14 protein-coding genes and 3 pseudogenes are annotated in these 19,061 nt (G+C 47.1%); 10 read left to right on the top strand and 7 right to left on the bottom strand.

Annotated features, from left to right (window positions below; genetic code table 11):
- Positions 1-250 precede the first annotated feature (250 nt).
- Positions 251-538 (bottom strand): hypothetical protein, encoded by a 288-nt coding sequence (locus QUA78_RS06640; protein WP_172188041.1) that lies wholly within the window; start codon positions 536-538, stop codon positions 251-253.
- A gap of 602 nt (positions 539-1,140) precedes the next feature.
- Between QUA78_RS06640 and QUA78_RS06635 the strand changes: the two genes are divergently transcribed.
- From QUA78_RS06635 to QUA78_RS06625, 3 genes are all read left to right on the top strand, one after another.
- Entirely contained in the window at positions 1,141-1,401 is a 261-nt protein-coding gene (locus tag QUA78_RS06635) for a MoaD/ThiS family protein (protein WP_333301747.1), read from the top strand.
- Between the two features lie 370 nt (positions 1,402-1,771).
- On the top strand, positions 1,772-3,070 hold the full coding sequence (thrC, locus tag QUA78_RS06630; RefSeq protein WP_333301746.1) for a threonine synthase: 1,299 nt from the start codon (positions 1,772-1,774) through the stop codon (positions 3,068-3,070).
- A gap of 138 nt (positions 3,071-3,208) precedes the next feature.
- A complete protein-coding gene (locus tag QUA78_RS06625; RefSeq protein ID WP_172188035.1) occupies positions 3,209-3,484 on the top strand; it encodes a MoaD/ThiS family protein in 276 nt (91 codons plus the stop codon).
- Positions 3,485-3,529: 45 nt separating this feature from the next.
- Here the strand turns inward: QUA78_RS06625 and QUA78_RS32780 are convergent.
- A pseudogene (locus QUA78_RS32780) lies at positions 3,530-4,569 on the bottom strand (IS630 family transposase).
- Between the two features lie 172 nt (positions 4,570-4,741).
- Here QUA78_RS32780 and QUA78_RS06615 point away from each other — a divergent pair.
- Positions 4,742-6,637, top strand: a complete 1,896-nt coding sequence (locus tag QUA78_RS06615) for an FAD-binding protein (RefSeq protein ID WP_333301744.1) — start codon at positions 4,742-4,744, stop codon at positions 6,635-6,637.
- A 168-nt stretch (positions 6,638-6,805) separates the two neighbouring features.
- On the opposite strand, the gene QUA78_RS32775 is transcribed toward QUA78_RS06615, so the two are convergent.
- Positions 6,806-6,994, bottom strand: a complete 189-nt coding sequence (locus QUA78_RS32775; RefSeq protein ID WP_445302347.1) for a transposase — start codon at positions 6,992-6,994, stop codon at positions 6,806-6,808.
- A gap of 403 nt (positions 6,995-7,397) precedes the next feature.
- Positions 7,398-7,586 (bottom strand): annotated as a pseudogene (locus QUA78_RS32770) (transposase); the annotation flags it as partial.
- A 367-nt stretch (positions 7,587-7,953) separates the two neighbouring features.
- On the opposite strand from QUA78_RS32770, the pseudogene QUA78_RS06610 reads away from it, so the two are divergent.
- Positions 7,954-9,382, top strand: a pseudogene (locus QUA78_RS06610) (IS5 family transposase).
- A gap of 253 nt (positions 9,383-9,635) precedes the next feature.
- On the opposite strand, the gene QUA78_RS06605 reads toward QUA78_RS06610, so the two are convergent.
- The 3 genes from QUA78_RS06605 to QUA78_RS06595 all read right to left on the bottom strand — a co-directional run bounded on the left by QUA78_RS06605 (position 9,636) and on the right by QUA78_RS06595 (position 13,882).
- Positions 9,636-11,540: a ribonuclease J gene (locus QUA78_RS06605; RefSeq protein ID WP_333301743.1), complete on the bottom strand. Its 1,905-nt coding sequence runs from the start codon at positions 11,538-11,540 to the stop codon at positions 9,636-9,638.
- A 297-nt stretch (positions 11,541-11,837) separates the two neighbouring features.
- On the bottom strand, positions 11,838-12,731 hold the full coding sequence (gene dapA / locus QUA78_RS06600; protein ID WP_333301742.1) for a 4-hydroxy-tetrahydrodipicolinate synthase: 894 nt from the start codon (positions 12,729-12,731) through the stop codon (positions 11,838-11,840).
- 107 nt (positions 12,732-12,838) lie between these two features.
- Positions 12,839-13,882 carry an aspartate-semialdehyde dehydrogenase gene (locus QUA78_RS06595; RefSeq protein ID WP_333301741.1) on the bottom strand — a complete coding sequence of 348 codons (1,044 nt, stop codon included), beginning with the start codon at positions 13,880-13,882 and terminating at the stop codon, positions 12,839-12,841.
- A 118-nt stretch (positions 13,883-14,000) separates the two neighbouring features.
- Between QUA78_RS06595 and QUA78_RS06590 the strand changes: the two genes are divergently transcribed.
- From QUA78_RS06590 to QUA78_RS06570, 5 genes are all read left to right on the top strand, one after another.
- The gene (locus QUA78_RS06590) at positions 14,001-14,177 is read left to right on the top strand and encodes a hypothetical protein (protein WP_333398675.1); all 177 of its coding nucleotides are present in this window, start codon (positions 14,001-14,003) and stop codon (positions 14,175-14,177) included.
- Between the two features lie 288 nt (positions 14,178-14,465).
- Complete coding sequence (tig, locus tag QUA78_RS06585; protein WP_333301739.1) at positions 14,466-15,881, top strand: trigger factor; 1,416 nt, start codon at positions 14,466-14,468, stop codon at positions 15,879-15,881.
- Between the two features lie 355 nt (positions 15,882-16,236).
- Positions 16,237-16,926: an ATP-dependent Clp endopeptidase proteolytic subunit ClpP gene (clpP, locus tag QUA78_RS06580; RefSeq protein WP_333301738.1), complete on the top strand. Its 690-nt coding sequence runs from the start codon at positions 16,237-16,239 to the stop codon at positions 16,924-16,926.
- Between the two features lie 9 nt (positions 16,927-16,935).
- On the top strand, positions 16,936-18,279 hold the full coding sequence (gene clpX, locus QUA78_RS06575) for an ATP-dependent protease ATP-binding subunit ClpX (RefSeq protein WP_333301737.1): 1,344 nt from the start codon (positions 16,936-16,938) through the stop codon (positions 18,277-18,279).
- Positions 18,280-18,301: 22 nt separating this feature from the next.
- A complete protein-coding gene (locus tag QUA78_RS06570) occupies positions 18,302-19,060 on the top strand; it encodes a GNAT family N-acetyltransferase (RefSeq protein ID WP_333301736.1) in 759 nt (252 codons plus the stop codon).
- Position 19,061 lies beyond the last annotated feature (1 nt).

Genomic DNA, 19,061 nt, shown 5'->3' with positions numbered 1-19,061 from the left:
ATTCAGCAAGGTCGGAAGCGTGTTGGCATTGCCTGCAATCTTCCGGCCTCTTTATTTTTTGGGCTACTTCAGGCATTCGGCTAGAGAGGCCTTCGGCAAGGCAAAAGTATAAATTCTCCCCCTGTCCCCATCTGCCCCTCTCCCCAATCTAGAGCTTCTGCCTCTAATTGAAATAGCATCCGACACCAAGTTTAAGGAATCACTAAGGAATAATTAATAACTTCTTAAATGATCTCCTTCTGTCCTTCTCTCAATCTTCTGTTTTCAGAAATTCCGATACCGAGACAGACTTCGGGAGACTCTCCAGATCTTGAATTTCGCTTTCGTGGGCAAAAAACTCGACTTCTTTGTCGTCAATCTGGATCTGATAGCTAGCGGTAGCTGTCACAATCCGCCGCTTTTTTTTATCTTCTATTAAAACCCAACACACGACAGGTCTTACCCATCTCTCAACGTGCTGGCTTTGCTTCGTACTTCCAAAGGCATACCAGCCTTTAGCTTCAATAATTTGAAGCACTTTAAAATCGTTACTTGCCATATATATCTCTATCGCGTTAACTTCTGTATTATTCTTAGATAGAACGGCACGCTTGCTAAGCAGGGAAAAAGTTCTGGAATTACAAGCTGCACTTGACAACCTGATTTTTAGGCGGGAGAAGCGGGTTGGCAGGGCATTGTCTGGGTTGTTGCCAGCTAAATTGAGTGGTACTTTTGTACTCTGCCACAATTACAGGGAAAAATCTATCCTGCCTTCTCAAAAAATAGTCTTGCAGTAGCCTAAACAGCAGCAAATTAAACCTTAGCTAGCTGCATTTAACTGGATGCCAACTACTTATAACACCAGTTTCAAAACAGAATGCAACTGTAGGCCCGTACTCCTAACCATGAGAGTTATCAGTCATTCCCAATTCTTCAATTATTTAATCTAAAATCTAAAATGGTATAACGCCTGGTTGGTGAGAGCGCTCGGCCTACAATGCTGTTCGGACTTTTTGCTGCAATCAACTGTCATCTTTACCCAATGGGGTAAAACTTAACTAGAGATAGTCGATTTCAATTTTAAGCCTCGGGGCGCCTAATTCCTAATTAATTGTATGGTGTAGTTGATAATTGCCAAACCGTCGATCGCACTAAACTACCGTGTCTGACTCTTCGATTACCGTCACCGTTAAACTGTTCGCCGCCTTCGGTGAAGCCTACGGCGTTTCACAACTTACATTAGAACTTCCTCCCGAAACGCCTGTGTCTCAAGTGCTCGAAAGCTCGATCGCCCAATATCCTCAATTAGAACAATGGCGCGATCGCACTCGCTTTGGTCTCAACCTGGAATTCGTCTCCCCCGACACCATCCTCCAAGACGGCGACGAAGTTGTCCTCATCCCTCCCGTCAGCGGCGGGTAGGCTAAGTTGGTTAATCAAAAATTCTAGGTTTTGTAGTTGTGTTCGATCGCACGACTGCCCAATTGTTAGCCCAAAAAAGATTTATTAAGTTTTGTAACAATTCCGTCTGCAAATCATCCTTGAGCTCGATCGGGCTCGGGTGCCAGCCTGACAATCTGGATTCCCAGCCCGAGCCTGAAAACAAGTCAAATCCTTGTGGGGTGGGCGGGACGCCCGCCCAAATATCCAAGTTAAATACACCACTGTTTAACTGAAAAGTAACTGGAAAATCAATCCCGACTAAAAAAATCGGGTATGGTTGACGCACTAATTTGAGCGTGGTATTCTGCGAAAAGAATTAACAAACATCGCAAAACTAGAGAGTTGAGCTATGACCCAGGCGACCAGAACCCAATCCACAGCAGCAACCTTCACAGCCCTCAAATGTAAAGAATGCGGCGAAGAGTACGAACTCCAAGCCAAGCACGTCTGCGATTGCTGTTTTGGCCCGCTTGAAGTCAAGTACGACTACGACGCCATCCGCCGCACCGTCACTCGCCAAACCATCCAAGCAGGCCCCAACTCGATCTGGCGCTACCGCGCATTTTTACCAGTCGCTACAGATAACGTCATCGATGTCGGCACCGGCATGACTCCTCTATTAAAATCCCACCGCTTAGCCCGCCGGCTCGGTCTAAAAAATCTTTATATTAAAAACGATGCCGTCAATATGCCCACTCTCAGCTTTAAAGACAGAGTGGTGTCAGTCGCCCTCAGCAGAGCGAGAGAATTGGGTTTCACGACGGTATCCTGTGCCAGCACCGGCAATTTAGCTAACTCTACGGCTGCGATCGCCGCCCACGCCGGACTAGACTGCGTAGTCTTCATCCCCTCCGACTTAGAAGCAGGCAAAGTCCTAGGCACTCTGATTTACAATCCAACTGTCATGGCAGTTCACGGCAACTACGACCAAGTTAACCGCCTCTGTTGCGAAGTCGCCAATACACACGGCTGGGGATTTGTCAATATCAACTTGCGTCCCTACTATTCCGAAGGCTCAAAAACCCTCGGCTACGAAGTTGCCGAACAGCTAGGCTGGCAATTGCCCGATCACATCGTCGCTCCCCTCGCTTCCGGTTCTTTGTTCACAAAAATTTACAAAGGTTTTCAAGAATTCACCGAAGTCGGTTTAGTGGATGAAAAGAAAGTCCGATTCAGCGGTGCCCAAGCTGACGGCTGTTCCCCCATCGCCCAAGCCTTCCGCGAAGGCCGCGATTTCGTCAAGCCGGTGAAACCGAATACAATTGCTAAGTCGATCGCGATCGGCAATCCAGCAGACGGTATGTACGCCTTGGAAATCGCCCGCAAAACCAACGGCAACATTGAATCCGTCAGCGACACCGAAATCATCGAAGGCATGAAACTGCTAGCAGAAACTGAAGGCATCTTCACCGAAACCGCAGGCGGCACTACAATTGCAGTCTTGAAGAAACTCGTAGAAGCAGGTAAAATCAATCCCGATGAAACCACCGTCGTTTACATCACCGGTAACGGTTTGAAAACGCAGGAAGCAGTTCAAGGCTACATCGGCGAACCCATCACCCTCGAACCGAAACTAGAAGCGTTCGAGCGCGCCCTCGAACGCGCCCGCACGCTCGAACGCTTAGAATGGCAACAAGTTTCGGTTTAACAGCTATCAGTCAGTAGTCGGCAGTCATTAGTCATTAGTTGTTAAGCTGTTGACTGATGACAACTGACCGATCGCTGAGGACTAATGACTGAGGACTAATAACTAATAACTAATGACTACTGGCTAAGGACTAAAAAAATGACTGTCAAAGTTTTAATTCCCACTCCCCTGCAAAAATTCACCAACAATCAAGCCACCATCGAATGCGGTGGCGACAACATTTCCGAACTGATTGAATCGCTGGAAACAAATTGTCCCGGCATCAAAAAAAGCCTGTGCGACGAAAAGGGAGAACCCCGCAGATTTCTCAACTTCTACGTCAACAGCGAAGACATCCGCTTTTTGGATGGCTCAAAAACAGCCCTCCAAGATGGCGATGAAGTTAGCATTGTTCCAGCAGTTGCTGGTGGCTGATGAATTTTCAAATAAACGCAAGTGAACGCAGATAGATTTAAATAACTATCTGCGTTCGCTTACGTTTATTTTATGAAGCTTGGCAAAATCAAATATCTGATAATGAGTAACTAACTTAAATATATATTTGACTGCTGCAAATGTCTTACACATATGATAGCACTCCCTAATCCATTGTTTAGCTTATAACCAAATATCTTCAATTGGATTCTGAGTCGGATCAGAGGAGTGCGAATCTCAAACAAGTGATTTTCCAATTAGATGCTTCTAAACCATTATTCACCAATGATAAAAAATCTTTAACCTCGGCTGAAAAATGATATTTAGCGCCATCCCAAATTAATGCTATTCGCTGGTCTTTATATTGGCTCATCAGATACTTTAAATATTGAATAGTATGTTCTCCATTTCCCTTTGGGTATGGCTGAACCAGACATTGACCCGTCGCAATATTTACTGCGCCAAAGTAAGTCTGTCGCTCTTTCTCATTAACAATTGGAACTTCCACTCTTTCATTCTTCTTGCCCCAAACATAGCCACAGATATCTCCCCAAAGAAGATGACATTCATCCTGAAACAAAACTACCAATTCACCTAATTCGATTTCATGGCGATGAGCTTCTAGCCATTGGGTCAATTCTGCTTTTTTTTTACCATAAGAGGAGCTTTTTTAGGATTACGTTTTTGAGATTTTTTCCAACTTAAACCAGCAGAGTCAAAAATCTCATAGTAACTCTGCCCAGAACTAAAAACAATCTCATACCGTGACTCTATATAAGCTTTTAGTTCTCCTAAATTCCAATAATTCTTTTCTTGTAGCCAATCAATGGTGGCAGCTTCTCATGTTTTAAATATCCCACAGAACCCTTATCAGCCAGCTTAAGAGCAGATACACCAAGCAAATGGTGAATATCTGAGTCCATTTACTGATAAAGCCAGAACTCACTGATAAACTTTCCTGAATCTCTCGTTATTTATATCTTTTAAGTAAGCCACATTTGGACGGTAATTGCTCGTTTCAACTCGCGGGGATCGGGATTAGATTGGATAAATTCCGTTAACTCGAATAGCACGGGAGAAATTATATAGGGATGCTGCCTCTTATCTCATAAATCATTTAGGATTGCTACACATCTCGACTAGATATGTAAAGTTTTTTATCAAAATTAAATATTTCTGGGGTATAACAAATTATTGGCGCGGACAAACACCTATGATTTTAGTCGAGCTTAAAGATATCTAAAAAGGAGAGATCAGATGACACAAGAAAAATTGACAGAATCGCAGGTGCACCAGTCAGACTTCATCGATAAATACGTCGCTGAGCACAAGGAGGAGTTGGAAAAACTCAGAGCAGAGGCAAAGAAGTTGAACTTCAATGGGCAGTGGGTCATCATTGGCGATGATCAGTACCCGCAGAAGAGGGAACAGTACGCGACGACGTCATTTGTAGAGGAATATGTTTCTCCACGCATTATTTTGTATCCGACTGGAGAGAAGGACATCCAGAAGGCGATAGGCTTGTGCCGCGAGCTCAAGATGGCGATAGCTGTGCGCACCGGAGGGCACCAATACTGCGGATTCTCTTCGACCTTGCCGGTAAACATGCAAATCGACCTGAGCAAGACGTTTCCTCTATACAATTATGATCCGGAGACTAACGTGCTGCGATGCGGAGTTAGCCAATCCTTGGGAATCTGGGCCAGCCAGAACAATAAACAGGGAATCTACCTGCCCATGGGGGTGTGCCCATCTGTGCATTTGGGAGGACATGTACACACCGGGGGGTGGGGAATGGTAGCGCGAAGCCATGGGATCCTGGCAGATCACGTGCTAGCGTTCGACATTATACTTGCCAGCGGCGAGAAGCAGCGAATCGTGCGGCCCGAAGAAAGGAAGACAAGTCAGCACAACGACGACTTGTACTACGCGGTGTTGGGGGGAGGCAAAGGAGGAGATTTCGGGATCGTGACGCATTGGGAATTCGAGCCTCTACGCGATCGGGATTACCCTAACTCTGCGTGCTACCTGTTCGTGTGGGAGTGGTCGAAAGAGAAGATGGAACGAGCGGTGCGCCAGATGGCACAACTGTCTAAAGAGTGCGCAGAAGGGACGATCCCATCCGACTACGAGTTCATGCTGAATATCACGGGGCTCCAGGACATGACTTGGCTGTCTGAGCCAGTGAAAGAGGGGTTGACAAAGCGGGGCATCAAGGCTACCAGGTATACGGGTTTGCTGGGCCGAGCGGATGACTTAGCGGATGAGTTGAGACAGCTCGGCGTCACGGCCGAGGATATGGCTTCGCTGACCGAGGCAGTGCAAGATGAGTTGAGACAGCACGGCATCACGGCCGAGGATATGGCTTTGCTGCCTGAGGCAGCGAAACATGAGTTGAGAGCGATAGGAGTATTACATGACGAAGACTGGGTTCCGCCTCTGATCCAGATGTGGATGTGTTTCACGAACAAAAAAGGTGAGGGCGAGCAGTTTAACGACGAATGGTTCGAGTCGTTCACAAAGGAAGATGTCTGCGGGTCTCCGATTGAGGAGGCGAGCATACGAGGTAAGAACACCCCTGTCTCCACAGGGCTTGCGAGCTATTTCATCATGAGAGGAGACCGCGAGATGCCCAATCCCTTCGTAAAGCGCTTCCAAGTCACGATGGACGTACCGGAGGGGTTCCCCGAGACGTACACGAATCGCATGTACGATATCATGGGCAGTTTAGGCACTCGCGACGGGCAGCACCTCGTCTCGCAACAGCAGATATACGCGGGTGGTGCCGTAGCGGAGAACGGGAAAGCAGGGATCACCTCCTACTCATGGCGCAAACAAGCTCTGGCTATGAGCTACGACTCATTCTACTCAAGTAGGTTTTTCCCTGAGGCTCAGGAGACGGCGGAGAAGTGGCAAGAGGCGAACGATGAGGCATTCATCAAGCAGAAGGGGTTTGCTGACAAAGATATGCGGATGTTTGCGTACACCTTTGGGGATCGGGTGCTGGAGAAGGTGTGGCAGTACTACTATGACAGCCAGGAAAAGTACGACCGATTGAGAAGAATCAAGGGGATGCTTGATCCTGATGGTCTTTTCAGTGCCGATCAATTTTCCTTAAAACCGTGGATTGAGAAGAATCAAGGGGATGCTTGATCCTGATGGTCTTTTCAGTGCCGATCAATTTTCCTTAAAACCGTTGTCACAGATCCGTGCAGACGCTGTCTGCCATTCGATCGTCGAGGGACGGGGCAGAAGTTGCCCGGTCCCTCTCTTTCAGCAGGGCTGTTTGATTCTAGCAAAATCATCAGCCCCTAAAACCTGTCACGATCGCCATCTTCCACCTTCAGTTACTGATAAAAACCCCAAAATTCGGAAAAGATTCAGGGCAATGGTTGAGAGAATTGAAAAGTTAGTCACAGGTACAAATTGATGTAATGGGGATTTATCTTCTTGAAATATCACATCTTTTACCCAATGTAATTGATTTTCAATCCGCCAATGCCCTCGGATTTTATCACCAAATATTTAGGCATATTTTTGACAGCTACTTAGATAATATGCCCTCTCTTGGTAAGATTTTGTCCCTCTAGTTCCACTTCTTTCAACCAGTATGAATTTCTGACTATTTGCCCGCAGAGATTTGATGCTATCTGGGACTTCAAAAACCGAGACCTTCCGAGTAATATGTCGGCCGTGACTGGTATCTTCGGTTATGTTTTGGCTAAGCGGAATGGTAGTTTTTGCTCTTGCTTCTAGGGAGCTATATAAGGTAGGCTGATTCTTTTTGACGGCAATCAAGTAATTATTACCTCTCTCAGTACAAGAATTCGGACAGTTTTTAAGCAGCCAAAGTACCAATAAGACAGGAGTGAAGGAAAGTTCGGGTGATTTAAAATCAAATGTGGGTCTAACTCTAACTTAGCAATAAAGGTAGAAAGCAGATGCTGACTTTTTCTTTAAGCCCATCTAAACTTTCATATATTGTCCAACTCAGTTCTTGTTTTATGTGTCCCCATATTCTCTCAATTGGATTCAATTCTGGACTATAAGGTGGTTGAAAAATCAGTAGAATATTATCTGGTATTTTTAGACTACTACTATGATGAAACCGGGTCTTCCGTACTTTGTGTGCTAAATTATCTCAAAAAAATACCGAAAATCCTTGCAGGGCAAAAGTTTGGGAATTACCTTGGTTAAGTTTAGCCATTTTTTTTAGTAAATTTAGATATATAGCCTTTCTCAGTAACATGAGGTACCCGACGTGCATAGGGCATAGGGCATAGGGCATAGGGCATAGGGCATACCTCACCACGCTTGAGAACCGCTATAGTTTGCTTTTTGACTACTTAGGGCTTGCTGAATCAGTGGTTCAAGTAAACACTGTATGGAATTTCCCAGCAGAAAAGGTAGTAAGGGTGCAAGAAAAACAGGTATAATGACTCAAAAGCCGTGCATCACCATTCGCAGTCATGTACCGAAAAGCTGAGTTTGTTCCCAGCTCACCCTTCGACTTTGAACTCCCGAAGGGATGCCAGTTGGCAGAAGATAACCGTTGGGTCAAAATGGCGCAACTAATTCCGGGCGTCGGAATTTGAATCAGCATATTCGGCAAATTTTCCCACCGAAATGGGCTTAAGAGCCAAATCATTTAGGATGGCATTGGGGGCATTAATTATCAAAGAAAAACTGAGAATTAGCGAGCGCGAGAAACAGTAGAACAAATCCGCGAAAACCCCTATCTGCAATACTTTGTCGGTCAATCAACCTACAGTAATGAACTGCCATTTGACCCATCACCCCGCCGTCCACTTTCGGCAACGAATCAGTGCCGAGTTAGTGAATAAAGTCAATGAAAGAATGGTAAATAAAATCCGGGAAACTACCCCAAGCCCGCAAAAAAAAAAGGATTCGGCCGCCTCAAATGAGTTAAAAAATTAAGGAAAATTAATCAGAGATGCTCCCTCGGCCCCAGCCGACATTAGTTATCCGACCGACTTAGGACTATTAAAGGGAGCCCGAGTTCACACCGAAAAAATCATAGATATCCTCTATAAACCTGTCAAAGGTAAAATCCCGAAAAAATCAAGAACCTACCGCGATCTCGCAAGAATTGATTACTTATTAATAGCAAAACAAAGAAGACCATCTCGAAACAAAAAAAGACAGGCAATTAAAAAACAACTCCAATATATCAAAAGAAACTTGGCTCATATTGAACAGCTAATCGAGTTGGGTGCTACTAAGCGAAAGTTTGAATAAAAAGCAATATAAAACCAGGCTAGTCCTCACAGAAGTCTATCGCCAACAGCAGTAGTTATTTGATAACAATAAACAGAGTATATCGGATAGAATAGTAAGTCTAAGTCAACCCCATATCCGTGCCACAGTCAGAGGAAAAGCCGGAAAAAGCGTAGAGAGGCGAGCCAAACTATCAGCAAGTTGTTTTGAAGGATATGTATTTTTAGACCGGATGAGCTGGGACAACTTTAACGAATCAGGAGACTTAAAAGCCCAAATAGAAGCCTTTAAAAGTTACACAGGATACTATCGGTGAGTCAGTTCATGCCGTTAGCGAAGCCCTCGAAGACGATCGTATTTATCGTAAAGCGAGAAAACCGAGCATGGTGTAAAGAAAAAGCAATTAGGCGAGCGTGGACCGCCTTTAGGAAGGCCTCCCGCAACTGTCAGTAAAGAAAAAAAGAAGCAAGCCTGGGAAGATGAGAGAATTAGAAATGGGATTGAGGGCAAATTCGGGGCTTGCGGAAACGAAGATTTGGCCTAAATCGGATCGTGGCAAAACTTGATAATACTTCACAAATAGCTATTGCTATCACTTTTTTAGTAATGAACCTTTCTACCTGGTTGCGCCTGGTTTTTTGTGTCTTTTTATGTCGCTAGGACAAAACAACACCTGTTTTTGGATTCAAGATATTCTCCACTTATCTTGGGAAAAGATTAATGTAAGAAAAGCTTATTTTAAATCCAGCTTGAATATATCGATCGCTCTTGCTCTTTGGAAAGCGATCGCTTATTCAGCAAACCCTACTTACTTATGAAACCAAATCGAGGCTTGTAGTTGCGCTTGGGCGCCCAAGCGCAACTACAAATCTAAAACTTATTTCTTTGCGCAGTGCGTTAGGGAATTATCCCACTAGGAAGCTGCCCTTGCAGCAGTCCGGGGACGGCGCCGACCCGTCACCTGATTGGCAGGAGATGGCAAAGATGGCGATGGTGATGATGGCGATGATGGCGATGATGGCGATGATGGCGATGATAATAGCTTAGGTGCTTCCAAGGAACCTGGAGCTACTGCTGCATTTTCCGATCGCACAAAGGACGCTTCTTCAGGAATTTGCATCAGGAATACCAGCAAGGGATTGCTTTGTAGTTCCCGGCGCATCACTCGCTGAATTGCCCGTTCTATTTGGGTTTGAGCTCCTACCCAGTCAACATTAACTTGTGAGTCAGCAGTAGCTGCAGGTTTCACAAATTCTGACCACCGATCGCTCAAAACTGTTTCAATGGTTTGAGTGATTAATCCGATCACCTCCGCGCGATCGGCTGATGTCACTACACCTTTCAAGTGTACTTCCGGCTTAGCAACTAATTTGCCTTCCCAATTCAAAGCCGCCGCTACAGTTACAACGCCATCTCCGGCCAACTGCTGGCGTTCCTTGAGGACGTTCGCTTTCACAACGCCCGATCGAGAAGAATCTACTAATTCAATTCCTGAAGGCACTTTACCGCTAACTCGCATCGAATTTTCAGTTAATTCTACGACATCGCCGTTATCAATAATCACCATATTGCTAGCGGGAATGCCCATGCTTTGAGCCGTCTTGGAGTGCTGGATCAGCATCCGGTGTTCCCCGTGCACTGGCAAGAAGAACTTGGGACGAGTCATGTTAATCATTAACTTTTGGTCTTCCTGACAGCCGTGACCCGAAACGTGAATGCCTTTATCGCGGCCGTAAACCACGTGTGCTCCCAGCATCATCAGTTTATCGATCGTGTTTACCACTGCGATCGTATTTCCCGGAATCGGATTAGCCGAAAAAATGACTGTATCGCCCTTTCTGATTTTCAGTTCGTGATGTTCGCCGTTAGCAATGCGAGTCATCGCCGCCATCGGTTCGCCTTGGGAACCCGTAGTCAAAATCAAAACTTTGTCTTCAGCCAAATTGCGAATTTCTTTCAGAGGTTTGAAAAGACTATCTTCGCATTTGATGTAGCCGAGATTGCGGCAGTGAGCGATGACGTTAAGCATCGACCGGCCAACCACTCCGACATACCGATTGTTTTTCTTAGCCAAGTCCAAAACAATTTGCAATCGGTGTACCGAAGAAGCAAAAGTCGTCAGCATCACCCGTCCCGGTGCTTGAGCGATAATTCTGTCTAAATTCGGCGCAACAGAACGTTCCGAAGCGGTAAAACCCGGAACTTCCGAGTTAGTAGAATCGCTGATCAAGCACAGCACGCCTTTCTCGCCGTACTCGGCCAGCTTTTGCAAATCAAAATGCTCGCCATCTACAGGAGTGTGGTCAATTTTAAAGTCTCCGGTGTGAATCAAAATTCCCACGGGAGTGTGAATCGCCACCGTAAAACTGTCAGCCATCGAGTGAGTGTTGCGGATGTATTCGACTAAGAAATGCTTGCCAATTCTTACCGTATCCCGCGGTCGAACAGTCCTCAATTCTGTGCGGTGAGACACTCCCGCTTCTTCCAATTTTCCGGCTAGCAAAGCCATCGCCAAACGCGGGCCGTAAATGACCGGAATTTCAAATTGTTTGAGGTGATAAGGGATGCCGCCGATGTGGTCTTCGTGACCGTGTGTCACGATCATGCCTTGAATTTTATGGCTGTTTTCCCGCAGGTAAGTCATGTCTGGGAGGACAATATTTACCCCGTGCATTCCATCTGTCGGGAAGGCTAAACCTGCATCTAAAAGAATTATTTCGTCGCCGTACTCGAACACACAAGTGTTTTTACCGATTTCGTGCAGTCCACCTAGGGGAATAATTTTTAGAGCAGATGCAGTTGTATTTTTTGTGATCATGCGTATCCTTTGTTAGTTATTTTTGTTATTTGTCTGTTGTCTGTTGTCTGTTGTCTTTCGTCTTTCGTCTTTTGTTTGTTGGTAGGGCGATTATTTTCCAAATATTTATGGAAAACTCCCCTGGGGGTTTTACTTTCCCCTACAGTCAGTTGTCTTTTGCCTTCAGTCTTTAATCCTCTGTCTTTAATTTTTGACTGTTAGCCAATTACTAACAATTAATTACTAAGGACGGATGACTAACAACTAATGACCGATCACAACCAATATTCAGTTGTCTGAAAACTCGTTCTCGCCTGTCTAGATAGCTGATACTGTGGCTAGCTGGCTCAGTACGTCCTTTAACTTTTGAGTCATTTCAACGGGCGGATCGCACAGGGGCAGACGGGTGGAACCTACATCCCAGCCTTGAAGTTTAAGAGCTGTCTTGACGAGAATGGGATTTGTGGTGAGAAAAAGAGCTTTAAACAGGTCAAAAAGTTGCAAGTGAATCTGGGTAGCGACTTGAACTTGACCGGTCTCGAAAGCTTCGATCATCTGTTGCAGTTGTTCTCCTACCAGATGGCTGGCTACGCTAACTACACCAGATCCTCCTACCGCCAACATCGGCAAAGTTAGGGAATCATCTCCAGAATAGATGGCAAATTCAGGGGATGTCAAGCACCGAATTTGACTTGCTTGATCCAAGTTGCCACTTGCTTCTTTTACGGCCACAATGTTGGGGATTTCTGCCAATCGAGCAACCGTCTCCGGCAACATATTCTGACCAGTGCGACCGGGGATGTTATATAACATTATAGGCAATTCTGGAGCAGATTGCGCGATCGCCCGAAAATGATTGTACAAACCTTCTTGCGGCGGCTTGTTGTAATAAGGAACCACCTGCAAACAGCCGTCTAACCCGAGTTTAGCTGCTTTTTGGGTAGCTGCTACTGCTTCTTTTGTCGAATTCGATCCGGCTCCTGCGATTACCAACGCCTTACCGGCCACCGCCTTTTGTACCACCTGAAATAATTCGTACTCTTCATCCCAGGTCATAGTGGGAGACTCGCCCGTTGTGCCGCACACTACCAAGCTATCCGTACCGCGATCGGCTAAATGAACTGCCAATTGTTCTGCTACCGCATAGTTAACGCTGCCGTCTTCCTTAAACGGCGTAATCATTGCAGTCAGAACCCGTCCAAACTTTACCACACTTTCTCCGATTTTAGACTGTTGATTTTTGATTTTAAATTTTTGATTTCAGATGAAAGGTTTATCTAAAATCCCCCATTTCAATTTTCAAGTTGCGAGGCTTCCCCCTAATTAGAAGCCGCAGCCACTGGGGTTCGCAACAAATCTTTTTGGGCCAGCAACTCAGCTATCTGCACCGCATTTAAAGCCGCCCCTTTGCGGATTTGATCGCCAGACAGCCACATCTCCAACCCGCAGGGGTGAGAAATATCTTGGCGAATCCTGCCGACTAACACCTCATCCTTACCGCTGGCCTCTGCAGGCATCGGGAAATAATTAGCTTGCCAGTCTTCTACCACCTTAACCCCGCTTGCCTGCTTTAAGATTTCCTTGGCCTCGAGCGCGCTAAAAGGCTCTGCAAACTCTAGATTAATCGCTTCCGAATGAGCCCGCAGTACGGGAACCCGCACACAAGTGGCCGTAATTTTAATCTCGTCCGTACCAAATATCTTCCGAGTTTCGTTTACCATTTTCATCTCTTCTTCACAATACCCCAAATCATTAATCGGGGTGTTGTGCGGAAACAAATTAAATGCTAAGGGGTAGGGAAATATATCTGTTTTGGGAGTTTCCCCCTGCAAAATTGCTCTTGCTTGAGCTTTCATTTCCTCCATCGCCCTTGCCCCGGCCCCGCTGGCAGACTGGTAAGTCGCTACAACGATGCGCTGTATCGGCCTAACTTTGTGAAGCGGCCAAACGGCAACTGCCATCAAAATCGTCGTGCAGTTGGGATTAGCAATTATACCTCGGTGAGCTGCCGCCGCTTGGGGATTGACTTCTGGAACCACTAGCGGTACGGTCGCATCCATGCGGAAAGCGCTAGAATTGTCAATGACCACTGCTCCGGCTGCCACCGCTTGCGGAGCCCATAATTTAGAAGTAGAGCCGCCTGCAGAAGCGAGCACCAGATCTACATTATCAAACGATCGCCCCGAAACTGCTTCGACCGACAGCATCTCGCCGCCAAAAGGCAACGTAGTGCCTGCTGAACGTTCCGAAGCCAGCAGCTTCAAGTTAGAAATCGGAAAACTCCGGCTGTGCAAGAGTTCTAGCAACTCGGCCCCGACTGCGCCGGTGGCTCCTAAAATAGCAACTCGATAGGATTGAGACAAATTACTTTCCTCCACAAATTAGAGTCTAAACGATCGAAATCAAAAATTTAAATAACTGCAATTCTCAATATCAAACTTAATTAATGTTATGCGACATCAGGAGCATGAGAGGATGGCAATGGTGCAGTTAACCGAAACGGGCGATCGGACTTCCCGATTGATCCGTGCGATCGTACCCAATGCCAGTTTAGCATCTTTTGCCGTAAGCGTTGCCCTCGAAGAGGATCGCCCACGCCCAATCCGCATCCGGTTAGGTTTTGCGATATATCTGCATTTTAGCAGGCGCATCCATTGACTTTAACTGGCTGCGGAGGTCGGCAAGATTGACATCACAAGGCGATATGTGCTATGGTGCATCGGCAATTAGTGGACTTAACCTCCACATTCCTAGCAGCAAAAGCTAGTATCATCAAACCAAAACTATTTGGCAAGAGCCAAAAAAGTAGCCGGCAATGACTGACAGTCTCATCCGGTAAAGGTGTTTGTAGTTGTGCCGTTACGAGTCAAAGCGTACAAAATTAAAATGCAGGCAAAGTCAGATTTGTATGTATTTTATTACTATTGTTAAATATCAAAAAAGCCGATGAAAGTAACCCAGGAAAAACTTCCAGCCAGCCAAATAGGTCTGGAAATCGAAATTCCATCAGAAAAGTCAAAACAAGCTTACGAGCAAGTAATTAAACAATTCGCTCGCGAGGTCAATATTCCTGGGTTCCGCAAAGGCAAAGTTCCCCGCCAAGTTTTGCTACAGCGCCTGGGCCAGACTCGCTTGAAGGCGACGGCTTTGGAAAATTTGATTAATGATTCGCTGCAAAAAGCCCTCGAACAAGAAAAAATTCCGGCAATTGGCAGTTTTGAATTGCGCACCGAGTTTGAAGAATTACTAGCTAAGTTCGATCCAGAACAGCCTCTGATTTTTTCGGCTAAGGTTGACGTACAACCCGAAGTGAAATTGGGTCAGTACACAGGTTTGCAGCTTCAAGCAGAAGAAGCTAAGTATGATGAGGCTCAGGTAGATGAGGTACTGGCTAAATATCGATCGGACAAAGCTACTTTAATCCCCGTAGAAAGCCGGCCGGCTCAGTTGGGAGATATGGCTTTGGTTGATTTTTCCGGGAGATTTGCGGAAGCACCCGAAGGCGAAACTCCCGCAGAAATTCCCGGCGGTCAAGCAGAAGATTTTCAAGTAGAATTGTCGGAAAATCAGTTTGTACCGGGCTTTATCCAAGGCATGATCGGGATGAATCCGGGAGAAACCAGAGAAGTTTCCGTGCAGTTCCCGCCGGAGTACAGCAGTGAAGAATTAGCGGGAAAACCAGCAGTCTTTACGATTACCCTCAAAGAACTTAAGGAAAAAGAATTGCCGGAGTTGGACGACGACTTCGCCCAAGAAGTCAGCGAGTTTGAAACTTTAGCAGAACTCCGCGCATCCCTCGAAACTAGGTTTAAAGCAGAGCAAGAAAACAAGACATCAGCAAATAAGGAAAAAGCTATATCAGCAGCACTCGTGCAGCTAATAGAAGTGGAAATTCCCGAAACAATGCTCGATCGCGAAATCGATTATTTGCTGAATCAACAAGCCGTCCAATTGAAAAATTACGGCATAGATATCAACCAACTGTTTACCGAAGAAAATATGGGCCCGATGCGGGAACGCTCGCGCCCGGAAGCAGTCGATCGGCTCAAGCAGACTCTAGCTCTGGCAGAAGTAGCTAAGCTGGAATCCTTATCTGTGGAAGACGCAGAAGTAGCAGCAGAAGTAGCAAAAGTCAGAAAGCAGTTTCCCAAAGGAGATTTTGACCCCCAAAGGTTGCAGGAATTTGTAAGGGAAGACTTGCTCAAACAAAAAACCCTGAAATGGTTAGAAGAAAAAGGAACAATCGAACTCGTACCTGAAGGCTCTCTAGCTCCTGCAGCAGAAGAACCAGAAGAATCAGACGCTGAAGATTCAGCAGAAGCAGCCACGAGCGTCGAAGTGGAAGTCGTAGGCGAAGAATAGAACTTAATGTGTTCCAATGTCCTAATTGGGGGCATGAAATCAACCGTGGTTTTAACCGCGCACCCGATCCTTAACTACAAGCTCAGGGTGCGCACGGCGCACCCGATCCTTACTACAAGCTCGGGGTGTCCACTATAAGCAGCGATGATTTACAAGTAAGTCTTTTAACTCATTCACCCCGCGAGGCTTGCTACTAACGCCAGCGTTGCGCCGAACACAGAAAGCAATCTCAAAACTCAAAACTCCGCATTCCCCCGATATCCGTTCAGAAGAGGCATAATAGTTAAAAGCTGGCGGCTTAATTTAAAGCAAAATCAGCAGCAGCAAATTGTCTAGAATCCTTGACTGGTGTCTTATGGTTGTATCTCAATCTTCCAATTACCTAATTACAAGCTATAACGATTTTGATGTCAGCGACCGCCCCAGCAATGTAGTGCCGATGGTACTAGAACAGTCGGGGATGGGCGAGCGGGCGTTTGATATTTACTCGCGCTTGCTGCGGGAGCGAATTGTGTTTTTAGGGACTCCCGTAACCGACGAAGTTGCTGACTCGATAGTGGCTCAGCTATTGTATCTAGATGCCGAAGACCCAGAAAAAGATGTCCAAATGTACATTAATTCCCCCGGCGGCTCGGTGACGGCCGGAATGGCAATTTATGACACAATGCAGCAAATCCGCCCGGATGTGGTGACGATTTGTTACGGTTTGGCAGCGAGTATGGGCGCATTTCTGCTGACAGCAGGAGCCCACGGGAAGCGGATGTCTCTTCCGAGTTCCCGGATTATGATCCACCAGCCGCTTGGAGGCGCTCAAGGTCAAGCAGTTGATATTGAGATTCAAGCCAAGGAAATCCTTTATCATAAGCGTAAGCTGAATCAACTGCTAGCGCACCACACGGGTCAACCGCTCGACAAATTAGAGGCTGATACAGAGCGCGACTTTTTTATGTCAGCCGAGGAAGCCAAAAATTACGGTTTGGTCGATCGAGTTATCGAAAAGGAAAACCTTCCGGCAGCGGGAGAGAATGTCACTGCACTGAATTAAGAGGCTGTTATGTCTAAGTACGACTCCCATCTAAAATGTTCGTTTTGTGGCAAGTCTCAAGAGCAAGTACGCAAGTTGATCGCAGGGCCAGGGGTGTATATCTGCGACGAATGCGTGGACTTGTGCAATGAAATTTTAGATGAGGAGTTGTTTGACTCGAGTGCAGTGCCGGCAGCGGCGGCGGCTCCGAAGCAGGAAACGACGCAAAAGCGCCGCGCTACCTCGGGCAAAAGTATGTCGATGAGCCAAATTCCGAAGCCGAGGGAAATTAAAAATTACCTCGACGAAAATGCGATCGGGCAAGATGAGGCGAAAAAGGTGCTCTCGGTGGCAGTTTACAACCACTACAAGCGCCTCAGCTTTATCCATGCAAAAAATAGCGGCAAGCACCCGCCGGAAGAAGTAGAACTGCAAAAATCGAATATTTTGTTAATCGGGCCGACGGGCTGCGGAAAAACGCTGCTGGCTCAGACTTTGGCGGATATGCTAGACGTGCCGTTTGCGGTGGCTGACGCGACGACGCTGACGGAAGCTGGCTATGTCGGGGAAGATGTGGAAAATATTTTGCTGCGGCTGCTGCAAGTGGCAGATATGGACGTGGAAGAGGCGCAGCGCGGAATTATTTATATTGATGAAATTGACAAAATTGCCCGCAAGAGCGAAAATCCTTCGATTACGCGGGATGTGTCGGGTGAAGGCGTGCAGCAGGCGCTGCTGAAAATGCTGGAGGGGACGATCGCCAATGTACCTCCCCAAGGCGGCCGCAAGCATCCCTATCAAGACTGCATCCAAATTGATACCAGCAATATCATGTTTATTTGCGGCGGCGCTTTTGTCGGTCTGGAGAAAGTGATAGAGCAGAGAACGGGTAAAAAGTCAATGGGTTTCATTCAGCCCGGAGAAGCTCAGCCGAAGGAAAAGCGGGCTGCTGATGTACTCAAGCAACTGGAACCCGATGATTTGGTGAAGTTTGGGATGATTCCGGAGTTTATTGGGCGGGTGCCGGTGGCGGCGGTGTTAGAGCCGTTGGATGAGGAAACGCTAATGGCGATTTTGACTGAGCCGCGCAATGCTTTGGTTAAGCAGTATCAAAAGCTGCTGAAGATGGATAACGTGCAGTTGGACTTTAAGCCGGATGCGATTCGGGCGATCGCCCAGGAGGCATACCGCCGCAAAACTGGAGCGCGGGCGCTGCGGGGAATTGTCGAAGAATTGATGTTGGATGTGATGTACGAGTTGCCGTCGCGCAAGGATGTTGCCAGGTGTACGATTACTAAGGAAATGGTCGAGAAGCGATCGACCGCCGAGTTGTTGGTACTTCCGTCTTCGCTTCCCAAGCCAGAGTCAGCTTAAAAGCAAGGTTTTCAGCATAGCTATGGAATCTCGCATTCAATCATACCTGCGCTTTGCGGCGAGCCAGCAGCGCGACACCGAGCGGATCGGGCCGTTCCTCGCTACCTTCAGCGGCCACAGCGCCAACCCTTATCTGAACTATGCAATTCCCGACGACGGCGCCGCACCCTCGCTCGCCGATGTCAACGCCCTAATCGCTGCGTACTCTCAGCGCGGGCGACAGCCGCGTTTGGAGTATGTCGCGAAACTAGCGCCGGCTGTCGAAGAAACGCTGATCTCAGCCGGTTTCACCGTTGAGGGATGCTTGCCGCTGATGACTTGCACTCCGGGTTCCGAGCAATTGCTTCCCGTCCCCCCGGGCATCGAACTAATTTTGCCAGTTTCCGAGGCCGAGATCCTCGGTACAGCGGCGGCGCAACACGAGGCTTTCACAGAGGCTGCACCAAGCCCTGGAGACGTTGACAGTCTTCGGAAAAGTCTGGCAGCAGGCAGCATCGCGGTACTCGCCCGCGTAGCAGCAACGGGCGAACCTGCGGGGGCTGGAATGTTTACTGTGCCGGCAAATCAGACGACAGAAATCGCCGGTATCGGTGTGCGCGTCCCTTTTCGCCGGCGGGGCATAGCAGGGGCCTTGACGGTCCGGCTGCTGCGAGAAGCTTTCGACGCGGGTGTTGCGGTGGCGTTTTTGATGGCGGGACACGAGGAGGAATTCCGAGTTTACACCCGCGCTGGATTTTGTGCGATCGGCGAAATTTTGCACATTTCGCTGCCGCAAGCATAGA

Origin of the sequence: Microcoleus sp. K4-B3, from assembly GCF_036704615.1 — a bacterium.
In the GTDB taxonomy this organism is placed as follows: domain Bacteria; phylum Cyanobacteriota; class Cyanobacteriia; order Cyanobacteriales; family Microcoleaceae; genus Microcoleus.
This window is presented reverse-complemented; position numbering and strand designations above follow the sequence as displayed.

Excerpts from the sequence above, each read along its gene's own strand:
- QUA78_RS06640 (WP_172188041.1), bottom strand. The coding sequence starts at position 538 with ATGGCAAGTAACGATTTTAAAGTGCTTCAAATTATTGAAGCTAAAGGC.
- thrC (WP_333301746.1), top strand. The coding sequence starts at position 1,772 with ATGACCCAGGCGACCAGAACCCAATCCACAGCAGCAACCTTCACAGCC.
- QUA78_RS06625 (WP_172188035.1), top strand. The coding sequence starts at position 3,209 with ATGACTGTCAAAGTTTTAATTCCCACTCCCCTGCAAAAATTCACCAAC.
- QUA78_RS06615 (WP_333301744.1), top strand. The coding sequence starts at position 4,742 with ATGACACAAGAAAAATTGACAGAATCGCAGGTGCACCAGTCAGACTTC.
- QUA78_RS06605 (WP_333301743.1), bottom strand. The coding sequence starts at position 11,540 with ATGATCACAAAAAATACAACTGCATCTGCTCTAAAAATTATTCCCCTA.
- QUA78_RS06590 (WP_333398675.1), top strand. The coding sequence starts at position 14,001 with ATGGTGCAGTTAACCGAAACGGGCGATCGGACTTCCCGATTGATCCGT.
- tig (WP_333301739.1), top strand. The coding sequence starts at position 14,466 with ATGAAAGTAACCCAGGAAAAACTTCCAGCCAGCCAAATAGGTCTGGAA.
- clpP (WP_333301738.1), top strand. The coding sequence starts at position 16,237 with ATGGTTGTATCTCAATCTTCCAATTACCTAATTACAAGCTATAACGAT.
- clpX (WP_333301737.1), top strand. The coding sequence starts at position 16,936 with ATGTCTAAGTACGACTCCCATCTAAAATGTTCGTTTTGTGGCAAGTCT.
- QUA78_RS06570 (WP_333301736.1), top strand. The coding sequence starts at position 18,302 with ATGGAATCTCGCATTCAATCATACCTGCGCTTTGCGGCGAGCCAGCAG.